The 20,918-nt window shown below is 64.5% G+C and carries 25 protein-coding genes; 8 read left to right on the top strand and 17 right to left on the bottom strand.

What is annotated here, in order from left to right; all coding sequences use genetic code 11:
• The first annotated feature begins 24 nt into the window (after positions 1-24).
• The 4 genes from J3474_RS13990 (at position 25) to mtnP (ending at position 2,880) form a co-directional block, all read left to right on the top strand.
• Positions 25-330: a hypothetical protein gene (locus J3474_RS13990; protein WP_207094587.1), complete on the top strand. Its 306-nt coding sequence runs from the start codon at positions 25-27 to the stop codon at positions 328-330.
• A 211-nt stretch (positions 331-541) separates the two neighbouring features.
• Positions 542-1,327: an SDR family oxidoreductase gene (locus tag J3474_RS13985; RefSeq protein ID WP_207094586.1), complete on the top strand. Its 786-nt coding sequence runs from the start codon at positions 542-544 to the stop codon at positions 1,325-1,327.
• A gap of 37 nt (positions 1,328-1,364) precedes the next feature.
• Positions 1,365-2,000 carry a TetR family transcriptional regulator gene (locus tag J3474_RS13980; RefSeq protein ID WP_013833110.1) on the top strand — a complete coding sequence of 212 codons (636 nt, stop codon included), beginning with the start codon at positions 1,365-1,367 and terminating at the stop codon, positions 1,998-2,000.
• Complete coding sequence (gene mtnP / locus J3474_RS13975; RefSeq protein WP_207094585.1) at positions 1,990-2,880, top strand: S-methyl-5'-thioadenosine phosphorylase; 891 nt, start codon at positions 1,990-1,992, stop codon at positions 2,878-2,880. Before J3474_RS13980 ends, mtnP begins: the two co-directional genes overlap by 11 nt.
• A 104-nt stretch (positions 2,881-2,984) precedes the next feature.
• Here mtnP and J3474_RS13970 read toward each other — a convergent pair whose 3' ends face one another.
• From J3474_RS13970 to J3474_RS13940, 7 genes are all read right to left on the bottom strand, one after another.
• Complete coding sequence (locus tag J3474_RS13970) at positions 2,985-3,995, bottom strand: type II secretion system F family protein (protein WP_207094584.1); 1,011 nt, start codon at positions 3,993-3,995, stop codon at positions 2,985-2,987.
• A gap of 13 nt (positions 3,996-4,008) precedes the next feature.
• The gene (locus tag J3474_RS13965; protein ID WP_007011569.1) at positions 4,009-4,980 is read right to left on the bottom strand and encodes a type II secretion system F family protein; all 972 of its coding nucleotides are present in this window, start codon (positions 4,978-4,980) and stop codon (positions 4,009-4,011) included.
• Positions 4,981-5,049: 69 nt separating this feature from the next.
• The gene (locus J3474_RS13960; protein ID WP_207094583.1) at positions 5,050-6,324 is read right to left on the bottom strand and encodes a pilus assembly protein CpaE; all 1,275 of its coding nucleotides are present in this window, start codon (positions 6,322-6,324) and stop codon (positions 5,050-5,052) included.
• 3 nt (positions 6,325-6,327) lie between these two features.
• Positions 6,328-6,987, bottom strand: coding sequence for a CpaD family pilus assembly protein (locus J3474_RS13955; protein WP_232512729.1), 660 nt, complete (start codon positions 6,985-6,987; stop codon positions 6,328-6,330).
• A 14-nt stretch (positions 6,988-7,001) separates the two neighbouring features.
• Complete coding sequence (locus J3474_RS13950) at positions 7,002-8,576, bottom strand: type II and III secretion system protein family protein (RefSeq protein WP_207094582.1); 1,575 nt, start codon at positions 8,574-8,576, stop codon at positions 7,002-7,004.
• Positions 8,576-9,598 carry a Flp pilus assembly protein CpaB gene (gene cpaB / locus J3474_RS13945; RefSeq protein ID WP_207094581.1) on the bottom strand — a complete coding sequence of 341 codons (1,023 nt, stop codon included), beginning with the start codon at positions 9,596-9,598 and terminating at the stop codon, positions 8,576-8,578. The genes J3474_RS13950 and cpaB overlap by 1 nt, the downstream gene beginning before the upstream one ends.
• 81 nt (positions 9,599-9,679) lie before the next feature.
• Positions 9,680-10,339: a prepilin peptidase gene (locus tag J3474_RS13940; protein ID WP_242528406.1), complete on the bottom strand. Its 660-nt coding sequence runs from the start codon at positions 10,337-10,339 to the stop codon at positions 9,680-9,682.
• Between the two features lie 123 nt (positions 10,340-10,462).
• Between J3474_RS13940 and J3474_RS13935 the strand changes: the two genes are divergently transcribed.
• The 3 genes from J3474_RS13935 (at position 10,463) to J3474_RS13925 (ending at position 12,867) form a co-directional block, all read left to right on the top strand.
• On the top strand, positions 10,463-11,440 hold the full coding sequence (locus tag J3474_RS13935) for an alpha/beta hydrolase (RefSeq protein ID WP_207094580.1): 978 nt from the start codon (positions 10,463-10,465) through the stop codon (positions 11,438-11,440).
• Positions 11,441-11,505: 65 nt separating this feature from the next.
• Complete coding sequence (locus tag J3474_RS13930; protein WP_207094579.1) at positions 11,506-12,591, top strand: FAD-binding oxidoreductase; 1,086 nt, start codon at positions 11,506-11,508, stop codon at positions 12,589-12,591.
• A gap of 93 nt (positions 12,592-12,684) precedes the next feature.
• Positions 12,685-12,867, top strand: coding sequence for a DUF1508 domain-containing protein (locus J3474_RS13925; protein WP_013833120.1), 183 nt, complete (start codon positions 12,685-12,687; stop codon positions 12,865-12,867).
• Positions 12,868-12,871: 4 nt separating this feature from the next.
• On the opposite strand, the gene J3474_RS13920 is transcribed toward J3474_RS13925, so the two are convergent.
• The 4 genes from J3474_RS13920 to ispH are packed head-to-tail and all read right to left on the bottom strand — an operon-like array spanning position 12,872 to position 16,394.
• A complete protein-coding gene (locus J3474_RS13920) occupies positions 12,872-14,032 on the bottom strand; it encodes an FUSC family protein (protein WP_242528405.1) in 1,161 nt (386 codons plus the stop codon).
• The gene (gene rnhA, locus J3474_RS13915; RefSeq protein ID WP_013833122.1) at positions 14,007-14,444 is read right to left on the bottom strand and encodes a ribonuclease HI; all 438 of its coding nucleotides are present in this window, start codon (positions 14,442-14,444) and stop codon (positions 14,007-14,009) included. The genes J3474_RS13920 and rnhA overlap by 26 nt, the downstream gene beginning before the upstream one ends.
• Complete coding sequence (thrB, locus tag J3474_RS13910; protein WP_207094578.1) at positions 14,441-15,421, bottom strand: homoserine kinase; 981 nt, start codon at positions 15,419-15,421, stop codon at positions 14,441-14,443. The genes rnhA and thrB overlap by 4 nt, the downstream gene beginning before the upstream one ends.
• 10 nt (positions 15,422-15,431) lie before the next feature.
• A complete protein-coding gene (ispH, locus tag J3474_RS13905) occupies positions 15,432-16,394 on the bottom strand; it encodes a 4-hydroxy-3-methylbut-2-enyl diphosphate reductase (protein WP_207094577.1) in 963 nt (320 codons plus the stop codon).
• Between the two features lie 67 nt (positions 16,395-16,461).
• Between ispH and J3474_RS13900 the strand changes: the two genes are divergently transcribed.
• Positions 16,462-17,124: a hypothetical protein gene (locus J3474_RS13900; RefSeq protein WP_013833125.1), complete on the top strand. Its 663-nt coding sequence runs from the start codon at positions 16,462-16,464 to the stop codon at positions 17,122-17,124.
• 50 nt (positions 17,125-17,174) lie between these two features.
• On the opposite strand, the gene J3474_RS13895 is transcribed toward J3474_RS13900, so the two are convergent.
• From J3474_RS13895 to J3474_RS13870, 6 genes are all read right to left on the bottom strand, one after another.
• Positions 17,175-17,954 (bottom strand): 1-acyl-sn-glycerol-3-phosphate acyltransferase, encoded by a 780-nt coding sequence (locus J3474_RS13895; RefSeq protein WP_207094576.1) that lies wholly within the window; start codon positions 17,952-17,954, stop codon positions 17,175-17,177.
• A complete protein-coding gene (locus tag J3474_RS13890; RefSeq protein WP_013833127.1) occupies positions 17,938-18,375 on the bottom strand; it encodes a Fur family transcriptional regulator in 438 nt (145 codons plus the stop codon). The genes J3474_RS13895 and J3474_RS13890 overlap by 17 nt, the downstream gene beginning before the upstream one ends.
• Before the next feature lie 79 nt (positions 18,376-18,454).
• Positions 18,455-18,898, bottom strand: a complete 444-nt coding sequence (locus J3474_RS13885; protein ID WP_013833128.1) for a MucR family transcriptional regulator — start codon at positions 18,896-18,898, stop codon at positions 18,455-18,457.
• A 158-nt stretch (positions 18,899-19,056) separates the two neighbouring features.
• A complete protein-coding gene (locus J3474_RS13880; protein ID WP_013833129.1) occupies positions 19,057-19,518 on the bottom strand; it encodes a GNAT family N-acetyltransferase in 462 nt (153 codons plus the stop codon).
• Positions 19,515-20,138, bottom strand: coding sequence for a tRNA (adenosine(37)-N6)-threonylcarbamoyltransferase complex dimerization subunit type 1 TsaB (gene tsaB / locus J3474_RS13875; RefSeq protein WP_207094575.1), 624 nt, complete (start codon positions 20,136-20,138; stop codon positions 19,515-19,517). Before tsaB ends, J3474_RS13880 begins: the two co-directional genes overlap by 4 nt.
• A 71-nt stretch (positions 20,139-20,209) precedes the next feature.
• Entirely contained in the window at positions 20,210-20,788 is a 579-nt protein-coding gene (locus J3474_RS13870; protein WP_207094574.1) for a NifU family protein, read from the bottom strand.
• Positions 20,789-20,918: the final 130 nt, after the last annotated feature.

Genomic DNA, 20,918 nt, shown 5'->3' with positions numbered 1-20,918 from the left:
TTTATTGGAAAGCTCCAATGCGACATGGAGTTGCTGATTGCTATGATTTCAAGCATTATTATTGTGCTCGCAGCACAGGCGACAGCGCCTGCGGCAGCCCCACAGACAGCGGATGCCGCCAAGGCCGATGCGCAAGGTTCCGTTGAAGCTTCGGCGGAGGCCGAGCCGAAAGAGGCTGACCCCGTCGTTTGCGAACGGGTCAAGGAAGTGGGGTCGCTGATCCGTTCCAAGAAAGTCTGTTTGCGCAAGAGTCAGTGGGAAGCCCAGCGCCGCAGCGATAGGGCGATGATCGAACGCTCGCAAGTTGAGCGCGGCACGATCGGTCACTGATCTGGACCGGCACTGCGGATATCTTACTGCCGCAGTCAAACTGCTCGATCCAAACGCAGAGGGCGGTTGATCCGCATTTTGCGACCCTTTTCCGGCCGGCGGATATCGCCGGATAATTTTCTTGCGCATTGACCAGCCGCGAAGGGGCATTTAATCGATTGATTAAATCGCCTGCGGATGAGCAGGGTGAGTGCAGGAAGAAGGAAACGGGATGAAACTCGACAGCTCTGTGTCTGCGGTGGTGACCGGGGCGGCCTCGGGCCTGGGAGCGGCGACAGCGCGTGCTCTTGCGGCGAAGGGCGTCAAGGTTGCGATCTTCGATCTCAATGCCGAGGCGGGCGAGGCCCTTGCCGCTGAAATCGGCGGCGTGTTCTGCGCGGTCGACGTGACTGACGATGCCAGTGTCGATGCCGGTTTCGAAAAGGCGCGGGCGGCCAATGGGCAGGAACGCGTGCTCGTCAATTGCGCCGGCATCGCGCCTGCATCCAAGACTGTAGGCAAGAACCGGGAAACCGGCGCGCCGCGTGCGCATGACATGGGCCTGTTCGAGAAGGCGGTCGGAATCAACCTCGTGGGCACATTCCGCTGCATTTCCAGGTCGGCGGCGGGAATGGTGACGCTCGATCCGGTGGACGAAGATGGCGCGCGCGGGGCCATCGTCAATACCGCTTCGGTCGCGGCGCAGGACGGACAGATCGGCCAGGCCGCCTATGCGGCGTCGAAGGGCGGCGTGCTGGCCATGACCCTGCCGATCGCACGCGACCTGATGAACGAAGGGATTCGCGTGAACACGATCCTGCCGGGCATTTTCGAAACGCCGATGATGACCGGTATGCCCGACCAGGTGCAGCAGGCGCTTGCGGCCATGGTCCCGTTCCCCAAACGGCTCGGAAAAGCGGTGGAATACGCGGCATTGGCGCTTTTCATGCTTGAACATGACTACATGAACGGCGAAGCGGTCCGTCTCGACGGAGCGATCCGCATGGGGCCGAAATGACAGTGCAGGACAGAAGAGTGCGATGAAGGGGCAGCCGATGGCGAAGGGTGAAGGTGAGGTTGCCGGCGTACCGCCCGGTGCCCGCGCCCTGCTGCTGGATACGGCCAGCGAGATCATGCGCGATGGCGATGTCATCGACATTTCGCTGTCCGAACTGAGCCTGCGCTCAGGCCTCAACTCCGCGCTGGTGAAGTACTATTTCGGGAACAAGGCCGGGCTGCTCAAGGCGCTGCTGGACCGGGACTGGAAAGCGATCGTCACCAGTGTCGACGCGCTGGTTGCCAAGGACGGCTGGGACCCGGAAGCCAAGCTCCGCCGTCACCTGTGGAAGGTCGTCGATACCTTCTACACGGTGCCCTATCTCAACCGCCTGACGATGCGCGTGATCCGCGAAAGCGACGATACCGAAGCGCGCCGCATTGCCGACAGCTATCTCTCGCCGATGTACCGCGCCTACGAACAGCTTATCGGCGACGGGGTCAAGGCAGGTGCGTTTCGTGAAATCGATCCGCAATTATTCTACTTTACCGTGACCGGCGCGGTGGACCGGTTCTTCTCGGCGCGTCTCGTGCTCAAGCATTGCTTCGATCAGGATACGTTGACCGAGGAACTGCGCGACCGCTACCGCGAACACACCATCGACATCATCATGGCAGGCATCCTTGCGCGCTGAAAAAAGCCCCTTCTGGCATATCGGAGTGATCGGCGGATCGGGACTGGCCGCCGGTATCGACCTTGACGAGGCGCAGGAGATTCCGGTTTCCAGCCCGTTCGGCGAACCTTCCGGGCCGGTTACGACCGGCCGTCTGAACGGCGTGCGTTTCACCTTCATCGCGCGCCACGGGGCAGGGCACGTGCTGCCGCCCTCGCAAGTGAACTACCGCGCCAACATCGACGTGCTCAAGCGTTGCGGTGTTACGGACGTGCTCGCGCTGTCGGCAATCGGTTCGCTGCGCGAGGCGATGGCACCGGGAGATTTCGTGGCGGTCGACCAGTTCATCGATCGCACCGTGGGGCGCAACAACAGCTTCTTCGGCCCCGGCATGGTCGCCCATGTCAGTCTTGCCGATCCGGTCTGCCGCCGCCTTGCCGGCATGGCGACCTCGGCGGCACGGCTGGCCGGTGCCAGCGTTCATGAAGCCGGTTGCTATATCGCCATCGACGGGCCGCAATTCTCCACCCGGGCGGAAAGCCTGATGTATCGCGAATGGGGCGCCGACGTCATCGGCATGACCGCCATGCCCGAGGCGCGCCTAGCCCGTGAGGCGGAACTGCCTTACGCCCTGCTGGGCATGGTCACCGACTACGACTGCTGGCGCGGCGTGGACGCGACGGTCGAGGTTTCCGAAGTGCTGGAAGTGATGAAGGCCAATGCCGAACTGGCGCGGCAGGCTGTGCGCGCACTGGCCGCCAACCTGCCGGCCCGCCGTGAGCCCAGCCCCTTCGATTACGCGCTGGAACACGCGCTGGTGACCGCGCCGGAAGCGCGCGATCCGCAACTCGTGGCGCGGCTGGATGCGGTGGCCAGTCGGATACTCGGCGAGGGCGCCTGACCTCCGTTCGAGGAGGGGCATGCGCTCCGCGTTGCTACTGAGTGCAAAAAAGCCCCTCCGCGGATCTTCCGGGAGGGGCTTTTCTGTTTGCCGGGATCGGATTGTCAGTTGCTGCCGGGGCCGCCGCCCGAGAAGGCATCGGCGATCGAGCAGGCCGCCGGGCCGAGAATGACGACGAACAGGGTCGGCAGAATGAACAGGATGAGCGGCACGGTCATGATCGCGGGCAGGCGCGCGGCCTTTTCTTCGGCGCGCATCATGCGCTCGTTGCGGAATTCGGCCGAGAGCACGCGCAGGGCCGAGGCCAGCGGCGTACCGTAGCGCTCGGTCTGGATCATCGTCGTGACGACGCCTCGGACGGCATCGAGATTGACGCGCCAGGCGAGGTTCTCGAAAGCCTGCCGGCGTTCGGTGAGGAACGACAGCTCGATCGAGGTGAGCGAGAACTCGTCGCCCAGCTCCGGATAGGCGCGGCCCAGTTCGCGGGCAACGCGTTCGAACGAGGCGTCGACGGTCAGGCCGGCTTCGGCGCAGATGACCAGCAGGTCGAGCGCGTCCGGAAGACCCTTGCGGATCGCGTCGGTGCGCTTGGCGATCATGTTCTGGATGAAGATGTCGGGGCCCTTGTAGCCCGCCAGAAGCGCGACGGCGAAACCGCCGAACTTCTTGAAACTGCTCCATTCCGGAAAGTAGTCGATGCCGTATATCACGATCGCGGCAGTGACGCCCAGCACGATCGGCGCGACGAGGCGCGCGAAGACAACGGCGACGGCCCACTCCTTGTTGCGGATACCGGCCTGTGCCAGCTTCTGCTGGATTTCCTTGAGCTGGCTGTCCTGCAACACCTTCAGGGAGCCGAGGAAGGCGCCCATCTTGTCGGTGGTGTCGTTGCGGCGCACCACGCTCTGGCGCTTGCGCGCGGTCGTGGCGATGCCGGCCTTGAGCGCTTCGCGGCGCTGGTTGAGCGACTTGACGCGCTTGGCCATCGGGTCGCGCACGGTGACCGCGGCATAGATGGCGAGCATCATCGCGACGGCGGCCACGGCAGCCAGCAGCGTCGCGACGAAGACAACGTCGAAACCGAGGAGCGTCGGGCCGGATGCTTGTTGGATCATCGTTTCCAGTCCCTCAGATCTCGAAGCTGACCATCTTGGCCATGATGAAGGCGCCGATGCCCATCCAGACCATGCCGCCCAGTCCCGCGACGATGAGACGCTCGTCGATGAAGAATTCGCCGATGTAGCCGGGGTTGATCCACCAGATCATGGCGAAGACGATGAAGGGCAGGGCGCCGACGATGTAGGCGGAGGCTTTCGATTCCGAGCTCATCGCGCGGATCTTGAGCTTCATCTGCGCGCGCTTGCGCAGCACGTCTGCCAGGTTGGCAAGCGTTTCGGCGAGGTTGCCGCCGGTCTCGCGCTGGATGGCCAGGGTGATACAGAAGAAGTTGAATTCGGGCATCGCCAGGCGGTCGGCGGTTTCCTGGAGCGCATCCTCCATGGTCTTGCCGATCTTGATGCGCTCGGTAACGAGCTTGAATTCCTCGCCCACCGGGCCGGGAACTTCCTTGGCGACCACGCTCAGCGTTTCGGTGACCGGAAGACCCGAGCGCAGGCCGCGAACGAGCAGTTCGATGGCGTCTGGGAACTTCACGGTGAAGGCGTTCGAACGGCGCTTGATGAAATGGCCGACCACGGAGTGGGGCAGGCCCGCGCCGAGGAAGAGACCGAACGCCAGCGACAGGAAGAACGCGCCCGACTTGAGGAAGAACAGGATGGTGACGGCAAGGGCAATGCCGACCGAGGTGTAGATGTATTGCGATAGGGTCCAGGGCAGGCCAGAGCGGTGCAGGCGCAGGGCCAGCGCGTCGATGCGCGAACCGGACCCGGCGATGTGGTGCATCTTGGGCTTGCGGGCGGCCACGGCCTTGCGCATCTGGGCCTCGACCCGCGCGGTCGCGCTTTCGGAGTGACGAAAGCGCAGGCTGCTCAGGCGGCGTGCGGATTCCTTGGTCGGCGAGGGGCCCGAAAATGCCGAGAAGAGGAGCACGATGATGCTCGTCATTCCCGCTACGACCAGTATCAGCTGAAGTGCGTTCATGCTGTCCTATGCCTTCTGCCCAAGCCTCTTGCCACGTTCCCGTCCGGGAGGGTGTCCCCCCGGCAGGGATCAGGCGTCGGCTGCGGCCTTCTTGCTGACCTTGTTCATCACCGACTTGATATCGAGCTTGCCGAGCAGCGACTTGCTGCCGGCCGGCGAAATCGCGGCATCGTCGCCGGTGTCGGTGATCATCCGGGCGAGTTCGCGAATGGCGCTGCCGGCCTTGCTGGAACGGTTCGCATCGGCGAAAGTCTGGCCGAGCTTGGCCGCCATCGATGCCGCCTTGAGGTCGTATGGGATCGAGAGCTGGATCTTGTTCTCGATCGAGGCTTCGAAGTCGGACTTGCTGATTTCGGCAAGGCTGGACTGGACCTTGTTGGCCACGACCACCACGCGTGCGTGCGGTGCGTGCGACTTGAGCCACGAGAGCATGCGGATCGCATCGCGCGCCGAGGCCAGCGTCATCTCGGTCACGAGGACCACGACGTTCACATCGGCAACGAGCTGCGGAAAGTTGATCAGCATGTTGCGCGGCATGTCGATGACGGTCATCTCGAATGCCTGGCGAAACTCTTCCTCAAGCTGCACGAAGGCAGCCCCGTCCGTCATCAGCGGCGCGTTGATCGGCGCTTCGGCGGAGAGAATTGCGAGGTTGTCGTTCGCGCGGATCATGGCGCGTTCGATGAACAGGCCGTCGATGCGGCTGGGATTCTCGATCGCGTCGGTCAGGCCGCGCCCGGGCTCGAGGTCGAGGCTCAGCGCGCCGGTGCCGAAGTGGATGTCGAGATCGAGCAGTGCGGTCGGCAGCTTGTGGTCGGCGCTGAACAGCCATGCCAGCGAAGTGGCGAGCGTCGAGGCGCCGACGCCGCCGCGCGTGCCGATCACGGCCGTGGCGATGTGCTGGCGCACCGCGCCCGCGTCATGGCTCTTGGGCGCCGCGAAGACCGTCTGCGCCTGGGCGAGGGAATCGCGCACTTGCGCCGGCGAAAGCGGCTTGAGCAGGTAATCGTGGATGCCGCTGGCGATGAGGTCGCGATAGAGGCGAACGTCGTTCACCTGACCGACCGCGACGACGACCGTTCCGGGCTCGCAGACTTCGGCGAGGGCGTTGATATCGTTTAGCGGATCGCCGCTTTCCGACAGGTCGACCATCAGGATGTTCGGGCTGGCGGTGATCGAGAGCGACTGCACGGCATTGCGCAGGCCGCCCTTGTTGCACTTTTCCGGCTGCCAGCCCATTTCCATCGCGATAGGACGCAGGACGTCGAGCGAGGCTTCGTCGCACAAGTAGGCGGCGAACTGGTCGCGTCCGTTGGGGCTCCCGGTCTTCCAGTGAGCGTTCATGGTTCAGTTCCCACCCTTGCTTGAAGTGTTGCTGAGGCCGCTGGCGCCGGTCGGTTGCGCCTTGCGGTAGATGTCGATCGCCTTCGAAGAGCTCATGACCGAGGTTTCGCCGGTAGTCGTGGCGCCGCGCACGAGGTCCTCGGGGTCGGCGATCATCGCGGCGAGGTTGGAATTGGTTGCGCAGCCGTAATTGCTGCTCAGGCCGTTGGCGGGATTGGCATCGCTCTTGGCTGACCAGTCGGGGCACCCCGGGACGCTGGCCTTGGAGCGCGTGATGACCACGCGTGCCGTTCCGGCCGGCACATAACCTTCGGTGATCGGGGCGGATTCGCTCAGAAGCAGGCCGTACCGCGAAGCGACAGCCTCGATCGCGGAGCGGGTCGAGCTGTTGGCGGAGGGATCGTCGACATAGACCTTGTCGCCGTACTTCGCGCCCATCGCCTCGAACCAGCCGGCGAGGCGCTGCTGCTCGCCATAGGCAAGGCCCGAGCCGCCGGTCGATACGTCGAGCGTGTAGTTGACCTTCTCGACGACCGGCTGGTGGACGCTGTTCATCGAGCGGTTGGACGGAATGCCGCCGCACCCTGCAAGACCGAGGCCGAGGGCCAGAGCGAGGGCAGTGCCGGCGGCGCGGCTGGCGAATGCCATGTTCGGTTTGTGCATCGTCACTACCTTTCTCACTTCAGGGTGAAGCCGGGCCTGGCGGAGTCGTCGGCGGCCGTGCGCTTCGCCTTCTTCTTCGACTTGCCGCTGCCCGAGGCATCGCCGATGCCCGGACCCTCGACAGCCGAAGGCGACTGCGTGGGCTGGGGCGGCTTGGCTTCGCTGGCGCCGTCGCTGGCCATGTTGCCCAGCAGGCGCTGCAGTTCGTTGGGAGCCTGGAAGCCGTCGGTCGGCAAGGCGATCTGGTTCGCATCGACCGGGTTGACGAGATAAGGGGTGACAACGATCACCAGCTCGGTCTCGCCGCGCTTGTAGCTCGTCGAGCGGAACAACGAGCCGAGGATCGGCAGATCGCCAGCGCCGGGCATCTTGGTGATCGTGTTCTGCGAGTTGTTGCTGAGCAGACCCGCGATCATGAAGCTCTGGCCCGAACCCAGCTCGATGGTCGTTTCGGTGCGCCGGGTGGTGAGCGCCGGGACCTCGAAGTTGTTGAGCACGATCGCGCCCTGGCTCGAGAGTTCCGAGACTTCCGGACGCACCCGGATCGAGATGCGGCCATTGGCGAGGACAGTCGGCGTGTAGCTGAGGCTGACGCCGTACTTCTTGTACTCGATCGAGGTCGAACCGAGGCCCTGGCTGATCGGGATCGGGAATTCGCCGCCTGCGAGGAACTCGGCGGTTTCGCCGGAAAGCGCGGTCAGGTTGGGCTGCGCCAGCGTCGTGACGAGGCCGACGGTCTCGCCCGCATCGAGCGCGCCGAGCAGGTTGAGGCCCAGCAGCTTTCCTGCACCGCCAAGGGTCGTGCCGGTAGTGGTGCCCACGATGTCCGAGCCGCCTTCACTGGCTTTTACGTTGCCCACGCCGAGCGGCCCGCCCGGAGTAAACAAGGAGCCGACTGCGTTGCCCTGTCCGATGCCGAACTTGAAACCGCCTGTGCTGTCGGTTGTCGCCCACCTGACGCCCAGCGACTTGGCCAGCGAGCGGCTGACTTCGGCAATGCGCACCTGCAGGTTGACCTGCAGCGGCGTGGCCATGCGCAGGCGGCTGATCACGTTCGACTTGTCGCCGACATAGGCCTGGACGAGGCGCTCTGCTTCCGAGGCGTCTTCCGGCGTCTTGACGGTGCCCGTCAGCAGGAAGGTGTTGGAGCCCATCGTCGAGACGCCGATCTTGGCCTCGGGCATGGCAAGGCGCAGCATGTCGTCGACGCTGTCGAGGTTGGAGCCGACGCGGATGTTGGCCGACCAGATCACGGTACCGGCCGCGTTACTGGCATAGACCGTGGTCGTGCCGCCGGCCTTGCCGAAGACGTAGAACTGGTTGCGCGACTTGACCTGCACGTCGGCGACCGCCTCATTGGCGACGAAGACGTCGGTCATCGTGCCGGGCACGTTGATGAGCTGTCCGTTGCCGATCGAAAGCGAGATATCCTGCGCCGGGCGGACTACCGACTGGGCTGCAGCCGGAGCCGGGACGGCGATGGCCAGCGGCGACAGGGCGCAGGCGGCACTCAACACGGACTTGAGAAGGCGCTGTTTCATGACCTTGCCCTTCGTGGCGGAGAAATCGATTGCGGTTGGGGTTGCCATTATTTGGCTCCCACGACTTCTGCAGTGGTGGTCTTGCCGCGGGTGACGCGAACGATCGGGCCGGAGCGAACCGGAGCGGCATCCGAAACCGGACCGCGGTTGGAAAAGGCGACGGCCATGGCATTGCTGCGCGCGGCGCGTTCGTCGGCCGTCATCGGGCGGCTCGAGCGCTGGAAGCGCGAGACGTCGCCGCCGGTGACGTAAGTCGTGTTGCCTTCGATCGGGCGTTCCATCGCCTGGCGCACGAGCTGGTTTTCCTGCTCCTTGGTCGCACCTTCGGGCACGTTCACTTCGCCGTTGGCAAGGATCCGTTCGAACTCACCCTGGCTGTCGGCGATCGAGCGCAGCGAAAGGCTGAGCGTGCCGATTTCCTGCGCGACGGCGACCTTTTCGGCGATGCGCGGGGTAACTTCGATAGTCACGGTACGGAACGCCTTCACCACGGTCTTGCCGTCGACGACCTCGTTGTCGGTGGTCTGGTCGGTGGCAAGGACGCGCAGGTTGCGCAGGATCGTTTCGGAGGTGCGCAGCGGATCGCCTTCGCCCTTGACCTGCTGGGTCAGGACGAGGTCGACGCGGTCGCCCGGGAAGACGAAACCGCCGACGCCGGTCTTGGCCGACACCGGAATGGTCACGGCGCGCATGCCCGGGCCAAGCGCGGCGGCAAGGAAGCCGCGGTCGCCAGGCGCGACGAGCGAACCCTGGGTCACGGGCTGGCCGGCGGTGAGCGGGAAGCGCACGACGGTGCCGAGCAGCTTCGACATGTCCGCCTCGCCATCGATGAAGTAAGCGTCCTTCACCAGTTCCGAAGGCCAGTCCTGGAAGGAGATGGCATCGGCGGTGATGATGGTTCCCACCGGCAGGGCGCGCTGGGCGACGAGGACCTTGGGTCCCGTCGGCGCGGCCGGCGCGGCATCGGCTTGCGGCGCGGAGGCGCCTGCAAACATCGAACGGGCGACGAAGGCCGTCCCCGCTGCGACGAGCAGCGCGACGACCAGCAGCACCAGCTTCTTCTTATCCATGGCTCTGAAGCCCCCTAGAAATCCCCGAGTAGTTGTCCTCAACATCGGGTGAATTGGTTAAAATGAGGTTCATCCAAGAATTCAGCTCAAAAGTGCCGCCGAATAGGCCTGCTCGCTAAGTACCCAGAGGCCTGCGAGCGAGATGGCGACGCCATAGGGAATCGGCAGGCGAGACTTTTGCCTGCGCAGCATGTGACGGAACCCGAATGCGAAAAGTGCGAGCACGGCGAGGATCGCGAGCGCGATCGTCCAGGGCTGCGGCAGGAAGGTGCCAAGAGCATTGAGCGTATCGGCATCGACCAGCGGCTGGCGCGTCGCCATGGCATAGACGAACAGGCAGGCGCACCAGACCCATGCGATCGCGGTCACGCCAGCCAGCACGTCGCGAACGACTTCACCGGGCACGCGGCGCATGTTGAAAAAGGCCATTGCCACAGACGCGCCGCCGCCGATCACGCCCATCATGACGATGAGCTGGATAAAGGCGGCCGGGCTGAACCAGAAGGCGAGGGCGGTCAGTAGCTTCACGTCGCCTCCGCCCATCTGGCGCATGGCGAACAGGAAGCAGGTGACGATGAACGTAAGGACCGCCAGGCCGAACTGGAAGCCGACGTCGGCCCAGCCATATCCGGCCGAATACCACCAGACGGGCGCGCAAAGCGCGATGGCCGCGTTCAGCCAGTTGTCGATCTCACGCCGCTTTACGTCGGTATAGGCGGCGTAGAGCAGTGCAGTTGCCAATGCCGCCAGCAATGCGTACGAAAAATACCCGCCTTGCATGTAGTGGTCCCCCTGATCGGGAACCGCTCTACCGATTATCACTTATCAAATAGTAACCAAGCCCCTGAGGCCGGGATTAGCCAAGTGACCGTTGCACAGACCTGCCCGACCCCATCCAGCGCACGGCGGGAGATCCCCGCCGCGGCCCGCGAAAGCTGGTGGACCACTCCCGATGGAGCGCGGCTTCGCCGGATCGACTGGCCGGCTCCGCAGGCAGCGCAGGCGCGCGGCTCGATCCTGTTCATGCCGGGGCGCGGCGATGCTTACGAGAAGTGGCTCGAGACCCTGGACGAGTGGCATGGCGAGGGCTGGGAAGTCACCTCGGCGGACTGGCGCGGACAGGCTTTGAGCGGCCGTCTGGGGGTCGACGCGCTGACCGGGCACATCGACGACTTCTCCATCTGGATCAATGACCTCGTGGCGCTGTGGGACGAATGGTGCGCCCGAACACCAGGGCCGCATGTTCTCGTCGCCCATTCGATGGGCGGACACCTTGCACTGCGCGCAGTGGCCGAGGGCAAGGTGCGTCCCGATGCGCTGGTGCTCTCGGCACCGATGCTGGGCTTGCTGCCCGACCGGGTGCCCAGTTTCGTGCTGCATCAGATCGCCAAGGTGATGGTCCGGTTCGGCGATCCGCGGCGCGCTGCATGGTCGGGCGACGAGAAGCCCGAACTCGTCCACCGGGCCCGCAATCTGCTGCTGACGCACGATGCCTCGCGCTACGAAGACGAACAATTCTGGCGGCGCGAGCGCCCTGCGATCACCATGGGCGCGGCCAGCTGGGGCTGGATCGAACGGGCGCTCGACTCGATTCGCGGACTGGAAAAGGCAGGTGCGCTGGAGGCGGTGCCGGTGCCGGTCCTGCTGCTGGGGACGACCCGGGATCGCCTCGTGTCGTGGCGAGCCATCGCCCGGGCGGCAAAGCGCCTGCCGGGCGGCAAGCTGGTCGCTTTCGGCCCGGAATGCCGTCACGAGATCCTGCGCGAACTCGATCCGGTGCGCGAAAGGGCGCTGGCCGAGATCCGCAAGTTCCTCGACCGCGTCGCCCCCGCCTGCCGGTAACGCAAAGCAAGTTGCATAAAAACCGGTTCACAGGCTTTGCCGCAATGCTCTAGGGGCTCCCGGCAATGGACGCGCGTTACGATATCGTGATTGTCGGGGCCGGTATGGCCGGCGCCTCGCTTGCCGCGGCAATCGGGACGCGGGCGCGGGTGCTCGTCATCGAGGGTGAGGATCGGCCCGGCTACCACACCACCGGACGTTCCGCTGCCTTCTGGGCCGAAAGCTACGGTGGCCCCGGCGTGCAGCCGCTGACCAGTGCATCCGGCCCGATCCTGCGTGAACTTGGCATGCTCACGCCGCGCACCGCCGTGACCCTGGGCAGGGCCGGGCAGGAAAGCGAGATCGAGGCCTTTGCCGAGACCTATCGGGCGATCGGAGTCGAGGTGGAACTGCTCGACCGGGCCGGGATGGAAGCGCGCGTGCCGCACTTGCGCGAAGGCTGGACGTGCGCCGCGCTGGAGCCGAGCACCTGCGACATCGACGTCGGGAGCCTGCACCAGTACTACCTTGCACAGGCGCGCAAGGCCGGGATCGAACTGCGATGCAGGGCAAGGCTTGCCGAAGCGCGGCGCGAGGCCTCCGGCTGGACGCTGAAATTGGCCGACGGACAAGAGGTTCGGGCAGAGATCCTCGTCAACGCGGCAGGGGCCTGGGCCGATCCGGTCGCGGGGATCGCCGGGCAGCGCCCCATTGGCATCACGCCCTATCGCCGTACGGTGGTGCAGCTTGCCGTGATCCCTGAGGTTCCCGGCGACCTGCCGCTCGTGCTCGACATTTCCGGCGGCTTCTACTTCAAGCCCGAAAGCGGCCGGCTCTGGCTCAGCCCACATGACGAGACGCCGAGTTGCCCCTGCGATGCCGCTCCGGAGGAATTCGACGTGGCGCTTGCGATCGATCGCTTCGAACAGGTGGTCGACTGGCCGATAAAGCGACTGGAGCATCGCTGGGCCGGTCTGCGCAGTTTCGCCCCGGACCGGCTGCCGGTCTACGGTTTCGCCAGCGAGGACCCGGCCTATTTCTGGTTCGCTGGCCAGGGCGGCTTCGGTATCCAGACCGCGCCTGCCGCCGCCGAACTGGGCGCGCGGCTGCTGATGGGAGAGGCGGGCGGTCCGGTCGATCCCGCGCCTTACGCTCCGGCGCGGCTTGGCTGACAGCTTCCAGGTTGCAACGGCGGGCCAATCGCCTTGCGTTCTCCTGCCGGAATTGCTCAGTTACCCGGACAGCCCCAACCGAGGAGACACTTGATGGCGCATCGCTTCGAGATCCGTAAGAACAAGGCCGGCGAGTATGTGGCCTATTTCTGCTACAACGCGGAAACGATGTTCTGGACGGAAGGCTATTCCAGCAAGGCTTCGGCGAAGAATGCCATCGAATCGATCATCAGAAACGGACCGGGCGCCGAAGTCGTCGATACGACGACCGATTGACTGACTAGGGTTCCTGCTTTGCGTGAGCCGCCTTGCGCGGTGCGATCAGGTGCCAGGCCAGCAGGACCGGCTCGAGCACGATCATGCCGATGAAAGCGCTGGCGAGCCGCATCAATGCAGGTTCGATGGCGACGTTTTCGTAGCTGTCCGGGATCAGCACGATGAGCACTGTCAGGGTGAATTGCAGGCCGATATAGGTCACGCTGGGCAGGCCGTTCTCGATATGGCGGCCCAGCACGATGCCAAGGCAGGTCCCGGCGATGAGCAGGGGCGGGCTGCCATGGGCTATGGCCAGCACGCCCAGCGCGAGCGCGCCGCCCGCCAGGCTTCCCAGTGCACGATGGAACAGGCGCCGGGTGACGGGGATGAAGCCGCTCGGGCCAATGCCGGAAACCGGCACGATCATCACGACGAGGATCGTGATGCCCGCCTGCGCCAGCTCGCGCAGCCCGAGAATGGCGTGAAGCGCGGGCAGGGCGGCAAGCGCCACGCCGGCTTGCGCCGCATGGCGTGCGGCCACCGGGTTCCAGGTGATGCGCTTCGGCTTGTCAGGCTTGAAACCCAGCCACTTCTGACGGGCGAGTAGGGCCGCAACAATACTCACGATCGTGCAGGCCATGGTCCCGGCAGCGACTTCGAGCAGGCGTGTGTGCGCGAAATCCATCGTGTCCAGCCCGGGCCTTTCCAGCTTGTCGAGCAGGATCATCTCGAAGGTCAGGCCGAAGAGCAGCCAGGCATAGGCGCGCCGGGCGGTCAACATGCCATAAAGGCCGAGCGCGCCGATCACGCCCGCGCAGACCATCGCCATGGGCAGCGAATTGGCCGCCATGGGCACGAGCAGGACCGCAAGCAGAATGCCGATGGAAGTGCCCGTCATGCGCAGCACGCCGCGCAGCAGGGTTTCGCCGACATCGCTCTTGAGCAGGACGTATGCCGAGAATGCGGCCCAGGCGATCATCTTCGCGCCGATCAGGTGCGCGAAGACGATGGAAAGCAGCACGGATGCCACGCAGGCCCATTCATCGGCCATGCGCGGCCCGGGGGTGATCAGGGCATGCAGCTCGCCGCGAATTCGTGCGTTGGTTCGGGCAAGCAGGCCGGCAGAACCGGCATCGGCAGTGTCGGGCAGGGGGGCTGTCCTAGTGTCCTGCGGACTGGGCGGCATCGCTCGCCAGCTTGTCTACTCGTTCGTTCTCGACATGGCCGGAATGGCCACGCACCCATTGCCAGTGCACCTTGTGCCGGGCGACCGCTTCGATCAGCTCGTGCCACAGGTCCGCATTGCGCACAGGTTGCTTGCTGGCATTGACCCAGCCCTTCTTGCGCCAGCCGTGGACCCACTTGGTCATGCCGTCGATGACGTATTTGCTGTCGCTGTGGATCACCACTTCGCACGGCTCGATCAGGGCATTGAGGCCCTTGATGACGGCGGTCATCTCCATGCGGTTGTTGGTGGTCTCCGGCTCGCCGCCGGACATTTCCTTCTCATGCGGGCCCATGCGCAGGAGCACGCCCCAGCCACCCGGGCCGGGATTGCCCTTGCAGGCGCCGTCGGTGAAGATGTCGACCTGCTTCATCGCGCAAAAATCCCTTCGTTGGCGGGATCGGCGTAGAACTGCAGGCGGCGGGCGAAGGCCATGGGGTCCTTGGGGGTGACCAGCGCGTCGTCCGGCGTATTCAGCCAGTCGTAGGCGCGCGTGGCAAGGAAGCGCATCGCCGCTGCCCGCGCAAGGATCGGCAGGGCCATCCGCTCTTCCGGCAGCAAGGGACGCACCGTCTCGTAGCCTTCGAGCAAGGCGCTCGACAGCTCGGGCTGGAACGTGGTGCCGTCGGCGCTGAAGCACCATGCTGCGTGGGTCACGGCAATGTCGTATGCAGTCACGTCGGTGCAGGCGAAGTAGAAGTCGATCAGGCCGGTGACCTTGTCGCCCAGCATCAGCACGTTGTCGGGAAAAAGGTCGGCATGGATCACGCCGCGCGGCAGGTTGGATGGCCAAAGCGACGCGATCAGCGGCAGCTCGTGGTCGACGAGGCGCGCCAGATCCGGGTCGATCGATGCGAGCCCGTCATGGCCGCAGGCGCCCAGCAGTTCCTGCCAGGCCGCCAGTCCCATCGAGTTGTCGCGTGCGGCGGGAAAGTCCTGCGCGGCAAGGTGAACCTGTGCCAGCGTTGCGCCTACGGCACGCGCTTGTCCCGTGGTCGGTTCGCTGACCGAGACCCCGGGAAGGAATTCGATCAGCGCCAGCGCCTTGCCTTCGTGAAGGCGAAAGCTGGCACCTTCGCGATCGTGAATCGTACGCGGCACCGGGCATTGCTTCGCCGCGAGGTGATCGAGCAGGCCAAGGAAGAACGGAAGGTCCGCAACATCCGTGCGCGTTTCGTACATCGTCAGGATGAAGCGGCGGGCCTGGCCCTTCGTGTCCTGCGTCTCGATGAGCCAGTTGCTGTTGGACACGCCTTCCGCGATGCCCTTTGCCGAAATCAGCGTGCCGACGTCGAAGGCCGCGATGATGCCGGCCATGTCCTCTGCTCCGAGGCGGGTATAGACTGCCATGTCCTGTCCCTCAGCGCACGAGCTGGCGCGGAAGCTTGAAAGTGATGTGCTCCTTTTCGGTCACCACTTCTTCCTGATCGACCTGCCGCAGTTCCTTGAGGCGGGCGACGACTTCGTTAACGAGTTCCTCGGGCGCGGATGCGCCGGCGGTGATGCCGACCGTATCGACGCCATCGAGCCAGCGCGGATTGATGTCGGCAGCGCGCTGGATCAGCTGCGCACAGGCCCCGGCACGCTGGGCGACCTCGACGAGGCGCAGCGAGTTGGAGCTGTTGGGCGCGCCGATCACGAACATCAGCTGGCACTTGGGCGCCACTTCCTTGACCGCGGCCTGGCGGTTGGAGGTCGCGTAGCAGATGTCCTCGGCCTTGGGCGCGACGACCTGCGGGTAGCGCTCCTGAATGGCGGCGATGATCTGCGCGGTATCGTCCACCGAAAGCGTGGTCTGCGAGAGATAGGAGAGCGCATCGTCCGGCCCGAACGGCAGGCGGGCCACGTCCTCGACGGTTTCCACCAGCGTCATGTTGCCTTCGGGAACCTGGCCGAAAGTGCCGATGACTTCGGGGTGGCCGGCATGGCCGATGAACAGGATGTGGCGGCCGGCCTCGATCTGCCGCTCGGCCTGGCGATGGACCTTGCTGACCAGCGGGCAGGTGGCATCGAGCCATTCAAGGCCGCGCTCGGTGGCCTTGGCCGGCACCGACTTGGGAACGCCGTGCGCGCTGAAGATCACCGGGACCCCGTCGGGAACGTCGTCGACGGTCTCGACGAAGATGGCGCCTTTGGCTTTCAGGCCATCGACCACGAACTTGTTATGGACGATCTCGTGGCGGACATAGACGGGCGCACCGTATATCTCGAGCGCGCGCTCGACGATCTCGATGGCACGGTCGACTCCGGCGCAGAATCCGCGCGGGGCAGCGATAAGGAGCCGCAATGGCAGCTTGCTCGTGGACGGAAAGGGGGCATTCATGTTGCCGCCTCTAGCGCTTTGCCGCTTGCATCGCTAGGGCAAGCGCATGCCATTCGAGGAAGCCAAGATGAATGCACGCCGATTGACTGCCACAATTCTCTGCTCTGCCGCCGCGCTGACCGGGCTCAGTGGTTGTGCCAAGAAGGGTGAGATCGTGGTCGACTCCGGCGTAGGCATCACGGCAGTGCGCAGTCGCTGTCCGGCGGTGGGCATTCCCAACTACACCGGCGACGTGACGCTTTTCCGCGGCGCAGGCGAACATACCGCCGCCAATATCGACGTCGTGGGCGCGATGACCAACGTGCGCAGCCAGTGCAACGAGGATGTGGGCGACAGGGTCACCGCCAATGTCAGCTTCGATGTGTTCGCCAACCGCACCGACACCAGCGGGCCGCGCCAGGTGACCTTGCCCTATTTCGTGACTGTCCTGCAGGGTGGCACATCGGTTGTTTCCAAGCGCGTGGGCAGCGTGACGCTCAATTTCGCCGATGGACAGGCTCGGGCGCAGGCCCAGGGCACCGGCATCGCCTATATCGATCGCGCCGCTGCGACTCTGCCGCCGGAAATCCGCGATCAGATCACCCGCAAGCGCAAGGCGGGCGAAAGCGATGCCGCGCTCGATCCGCTGGCGGACCCGACGGTGAAGGCCGCCCTGGCGCGCGCGTCCTTCGAAGTGCTGGTCGGCTTCCAGCTCGACGACAAGCAACTCGCCTACAACGCGACGCGCTGATTCCTCACAGAATGTGCGGCGGGTGACTGTCCGGGGCCATTAGGCTCCGGTCAGGTTTCGTGCATGGCCGCTTCGATTCGCGCACGAGCGGCGCGGGCGATGGCCTTGCGGTCAGTGCGCTCCTCACCCACCAGCGGGGCGAGGAAGTGGATGGTCAGCGGGATCGGCCGCCACCGGGCGAGTATCCGCATGGCATTGCTCAGCCCCGGTTCGCTACCGACCCATGCAATGTCCGCAACCCGCGGGCCATAGTCGAGCCAGACCGGCTGGATCGGCACATGCTCGATGTCGGCATCGATAGCGGACAGCAGAGAGGACTTGAAGGGCAGGAGCCGCGTGCCTTCGCCTGTCGTTCCTTCCGGAAAGATCGTCAGCGCGCCGGTATCGTGAAGCGCCTCGCGAACCAGGCGGACCTGGGCGGCAACGCCGCGGCGGTCGTGCCGGGCGATGAAGACGGTGTCGTTCATTGCGCACAGCCAGCGTAGCGGGCCGATCGCCGCCAGGCCGTCATGCGCGACGAAGGCGGAGCCGGTGACGCCGGCAATGGCCGGAATGTCCAGCCAGCTTACGTGATTGGCGAGGAAGAACGCGCGGGGGCCGGGGTGCTCGCCCGCCGTGCGCAGGCGCAGGCCGGCGATGGCCGCGACGAGCCTGAGGAACAGGCGGGGGATGGGATTGGCCGATGTGAAGGGCGCCAACAGGTAATAGAGTGCGACGCACGTCACCACGCTGGCCAGCAGGAGGACGATCCGGCAGGCAATCAGGACCCAGCCCAGCGGCGCGATGCGCTGCAGACGGGCCGGGTCCGTGATGTTACTTGCGGGCTTCACCGTCCTCGCGGTCGATCCTGACGCCGAACAGTTCCATGCGGTGATCGACAAGCCGGAAACCCAGCTTTTCGGCGATCTGACGCTGCAGGGATTCCAGTTCCGGATCGACGAATTCGATGACGGCGCCGGATTCGACGTCGATCATGTGGTCGTGATGCGCTTCCGGTGCAGCTTCGTAGCGGGCGCGCCCGTCACCGAAATCGTGACGATCGAGGATGCCCGCTTCTTCGAACAGGCGAACCGTGCGGTAGACCGTGGCAATCGAGATGCCCGGGTCGATGGCCGTGGCGCGTTCGTACAGTTTTTCGACGTCGGGGTGATCGGTGCTTTCGGAAAGAACTTTTGCAATGACTCGGCGCTGATCGGTGATCCGAAGACCACGTTCATGACAAAGAGCTTCGAGGTCGATGGGTTGGTGCACGTTTGACCTATAAAAACAAGTAGGGCGCACCGGCCACGTTAGGCCGATGCGCCCGGAATCTCAACCGTCTGTCGGTCGATCAGGCGGCAGCCTTGGGCTTGCGTCCGCGACGAGCATTGGGCTTGCGACCGAGGCCGATCTTCTTCGCGAGTTCGCGGCGCTTTTCGGCATAGTTGGGGGCGACCATCGGATAGTCGGCGGGCAGGTTCCAGCGCGCGCGATATTCTTCCGGGGTCATGTTGTAGTGGGTCATGAGGTGGCGCTTGAGCATCTTCAGCTTCTTGCCGTCCTCAAGACAGATAATATAGTCCGGCTTCACCGAAGCGCGCACGGATACTGCCGGTTCCGGCTTTTCTTCTTCAACGGCCGCAGCGCTGCCAAGTCCGGAGAGTGCACCGTAGACGTTGGTGATAAGCGCAGGCAGATCTTCGACGGAAACGCTGTTGTTGCTTACATGCGCTGCGACGATGTCGGACGTCAGCGTGATCAGCGTTTCATTGGTATCGATTTGGATGTCTTCCATGTTTGGACCTCTTTGCGACCGCATTACTGGGGGGATTGGGCGAGCTTATACTAGCCGCTGCGTCCACTGAACCATTTCTTTGAAGAATACAAGTTCATTTCAGCGATTCGGACTCAATCGTAGATGAGTTCAAATCACTTGCATCAATTTGTAACACCTTACCTTGAGATGTCGCAGGCGAAGGTAATTGCGTCGATCCGCTGACCATCGGCTGTTCGATAGTAGTCTGGTCTTTCGCCGATGACGCCAAATCCGAAATCTCTATAAAGGGATTCGGCCGGATTACCTCTTCTCATTTCAAGCAGCAGGCGTTTTGCGCCTCTTTCGCGAGCGGATTCCCGCAAAGAATTGAGCATGATGCGCCCAAGGCCACGCCTGCGGTATTCCGGGCGAACGGCAAGAAGCAGCAATTCCTCTTCTTCGAAACCGGTGCGTGACAGAGAAAAGCCGGCGACAACTTCACCTTCGGGTGAGGCTTTGCCCTCCGGAGAGATCAGGAAGTAATGCGTGAAGCCGAACGCGATGGCATCTTCGACCTGCCGACGGTTCCAGGCTTCGCCCCAGATCGGATCAAATCCGGCGGACATGACCGCCATGAGCCGGTCTATGTCGTCATTCATGCCTGCTTCGCCAGCGGCAATTTCGCATCGGGTTCGCGGCCATAGACCGGATGCAGTTCGGCCAGGAACGCCTGGTACGGCAACCGGGAAAAGGCGCGCGCGTCCGGCCAGGTCTCAAGCGCTTCGCCGCTACCGCGCCTGTCGACAAGCGCTCTGGCCTGGTTGCCGGCAACCATCGCCTCGGTGCTCGCCTGTGCGGCATCGCCCGGCTTGAGCGAGGCGAGGGCGCGAGTCGTGTCGCCGTTGGGGGCAAAGCCCTGGGTGAACCATTCTCCGTGTCCGCCGGTCATCGCGACTGCGACGGGAACGTCCCCGTGTTCGGCGCGGGCCATGGCGGCGATCATCGCGAGGCTCGAATAGCCGCGCGTCTCGGCCCCCCATGCCAGTGCCAGGGCGCGGGCCGTTGCCAGTCCCACGCGCACGCCGGTGAAGCTGCCCGGGCCGAGAGCGACGGCAATGCAATCGGCGCGGCCCCGTTCGGGCAGGGCCGAAATCATCGGCACCAGGGCCTCGGCGTGGCCCCGGCCGAGCATGCGGAACTCTCCGGCGACAAGATCGTCGCCGTCGAACAAGGCAACCGAACAAGCCTCGGTAGCGCTGTCGATTACGAGGGTTCTCATTCTTCCTGGTCTGGTTTTGTCGAACGTGTTGTCTGCAGTCACGGCGGCTCAGCGCGCGGTATTGCGCAGGCTCACGCGGCTCGCACTTCGCTGACTTCCGGGACGTAGTGCTTGAGCAGGCTTTCGATGCCATGCTTGAGCGTTGCGGTAGAGGACGGGCAGCCCGAGCAGGCGCCTTGCATCGCCAAGTAGACGACGCCCTCGCGGTAGCCGCGATAGATGATGTCGCCGCCGTCGTTGGCAACGGCCGGGCGCACGCGCGTCTCGATCAGGTCCTTGATCTGCGCAACGATGTCGGCATCGGCGGGATCGTCTCCGAAATCCTCGTCCGCATCGGGCGGTACGGCGATGCCGCTGGCGTCTCCACCGACGAAGAGCGGAGCTTCCGAAACGAAGTGGTCGAGCAGGATCGAGACGACCTGGGGCTTGAGGCCCGGCCATTCGACCCCCGGCGCCGCGGTGACGGAAATGAATTCCTGCCCGAAGAACACGCCGGTCACGTCGCCCAGATCGAACAGTGCTTCGGCGAGGGGGGAGGCGCCGGCATCTTCTGGCGAGGTGAATTCGCGCGTCCCGCCGGTCATCACCTGCCGCCCGGGCAGGAACTTGAGCGTGGCGGGATTGGGCGTGGTTTCGGTTTCGATGAACATGGTGACTGCGATTTAGGTAATGTGGCCGGAGGGTCAAGTGCAGCGGTAGGTTAAGAGTCCCGAAATGTGCCGCATCGACGGGGTTTTCCGTGCTATTCACTGGTCCTTAAGGCTGGGCAGTCCTATAGCT

Source organism: Novosphingobium sp. PY1 (genome assembly GCF_017312445.1).
GTDB lineage: Bacteria > Pseudomonadota > Alphaproteobacteria > Sphingomonadales > Sphingomonadaceae > Novosphingobium.
The sequence above is the reverse complement of the archived record's forward strand: the minus strand, read 5'-3'. Positions and strand labels throughout refer to the sequence as shown.

What these genes read in the sequence shown, in the direction of transcription:
- rnhA (WP_013833122.1), bottom strand. Translation starts at nt 14,444, where the DNA reads ATGAAGCAGGTCGACATCTTCACCGACGGCGCCTGCAAGGGCAATCCC.
- J3474_RS13930 (WP_207094579.1), top strand. Translation starts at nt 11,506, where the DNA reads ATGGACGCGCGTTACGATATCGTGATTGTCGGGGCCGGTATGGCCGGC.
- tsaB (WP_207094575.1), bottom strand. Translation starts at nt 20,138, where the DNA reads ATGAGAACCCTCGTAATCGACAGCGCTACCGAGGCTTGTTCGGTTGCC.
- J3474_RS13985 (WP_207094586.1), top strand. Translation starts at nt 542, where the DNA reads ATGAAACTCGACAGCTCTGTGTCTGCGGTGGTGACCGGGGCGGCCTCG.
- J3474_RS13880 (WP_013833129.1), bottom strand. Translation starts at nt 19,518, where the DNA reads ATGAATGACGACATAGACCGGCTCATGGCGGTCATGTCCGCCGGATTT.
- J3474_RS13960 (WP_207094583.1), bottom strand. Translation starts at nt 6,324, where the DNA reads ATGAACGCTCACTGGAAGACCGGGAGCCCCAACGGACGCGACCAGTTC.
- J3474_RS13980 (WP_013833110.1), top strand. Translation starts at nt 1,365, where the DNA reads ATGGCGAAGGGTGAAGGTGAGGTTGCCGGCGTACCGCCCGGTGCCCGC.
- J3474_RS13965 (WP_007011569.1), bottom strand. Translation starts at nt 4,980, where the DNA reads ATGAACGCACTTCAGCTGATACTGGTCGTAGCGGGAATGACGAGCATC.
- J3474_RS13950 (WP_207094582.1), bottom strand. Translation starts at nt 8,576, where the DNA reads ATGGCAACCCCAACCGCAATCGATTTCTCCGCCACGAAGGGCAAGGTC.
- cpaB (WP_207094581.1), bottom strand. Translation starts at nt 9,598, where the DNA reads ATGGATAAGAAGAAGCTGGTGCTGCTGGTCGTCGCGCTGCTCGTCGCA.
- ispH (WP_207094577.1), bottom strand. Translation starts at nt 16,394, where the DNA reads ATGAATGCCCCCTTTCCGTCCACGAGCAAGCTGCCATTGCGGCTCCTT.
- J3474_RS13900 (WP_013833125.1), top strand. Translation starts at nt 16,462, where the DNA reads ATGAATGCACGCCGATTGACTGCCACAATTCTCTGCTCTGCCGCCGCG.
- J3474_RS13955 (WP_232512729.1), bottom strand. Translation starts at nt 6,987, where the DNA reads ATGCACAAACCGAACATGGCATTCGCCAGCCGCGCCGCCGGCACTGCC.
- thrB (WP_207094578.1), bottom strand. Translation starts at nt 15,421, where the DNA reads ATGGCAGTCTATACCCGCCTCGGAGCAGAGGACATGGCCGGCATCATC.
- J3474_RS13870 (WP_207094574.1), bottom strand. Translation starts at nt 20,788, where the DNA reads ATGTTCATCGAAACCGAAACCACGCCCAATCCCGCCACGCTCAAGTTC.
- J3474_RS13970 (WP_207094584.1), bottom strand. Translation starts at nt 3,995, where the DNA reads ATGATCCAACAAGCATCCGGCCCGACGCTCCTCGGTTTCGACGTTGTC.
- J3474_RS13885 (WP_013833128.1), bottom strand. Translation starts at nt 18,898, where the DNA reads ATGGAAGACATCCAAATCGATACCAATGAAACGCTGATCACGCTGACG.
- J3474_RS13920 (WP_242528405.1), bottom strand. Translation starts at nt 14,032, where the DNA reads ATGCCGCCCAGTCCGCAGGACACTAGGACAGCCCCCCTGCCCGACACT.
- J3474_RS13990 (WP_207094587.1), top strand. Translation starts at nt 25, where the DNA reads ATGGAGTTGCTGATTGCTATGATTTCAAGCATTATTATTGTGCTCGCA.
- J3474_RS13925 (WP_013833120.1), top strand. Translation starts at nt 12,685, where the DNA reads ATGGCGCATCGCTTCGAGATCCGTAAGAACAAGGCCGGCGAGTATGTG.